Source organism: Sulfitobacter sp. HI0040 (assembly GCF_001634885.1).
In the GTDB taxonomy this organism is placed as follows: domain Bacteria; phylum Pseudomonadota; class Alphaproteobacteria; order Rhodobacterales; family Rhodobacteraceae; genus Sulfitobacter.
The window spans coordinates 1-211 of sequence record NZ_LWEX01000403.1 but is presented as its reverse complement, the minus strand read 5'-3'; the positions used below and the strand labels follow the sequence as shown (position 1 = coordinate 211).

The 211-nt window shown below is 68.7% G+C and carries 1 protein-coding gene; it reads left to right on the top strand.

The annotated features are described in order from the left end of the window. Positions 1-17: 17 nt before the first annotated feature. The coding region (locus A3728_RS16555) for a hypothetical protein (RefSeq protein ID WP_150120859.1) at positions 18-211 on the top strand (194 nt) is incomplete at its 3' end.

The following is a 211-nucleotide window of genomic DNA, read 5'->3' as shown; positions in this document are numbered from 1 at the left end:
CCGAGGAATTGGACCGGATGCCGGACGCCACGCGTGCGGCAGAACTGGAACTCGCCCTGAAAGACGTACAGGACTCCCGCGACACCGCCCGCGACGCACAGCGCGAGGCTGCCCGTCTGTACCGCGACGCTTTTGAGGCCGCCGACCGCAGCGATCTCGCAACCGAACAGGCGACACTGCTCGAGGAGCTCCGGAGCGGTGCCCGTCAGGC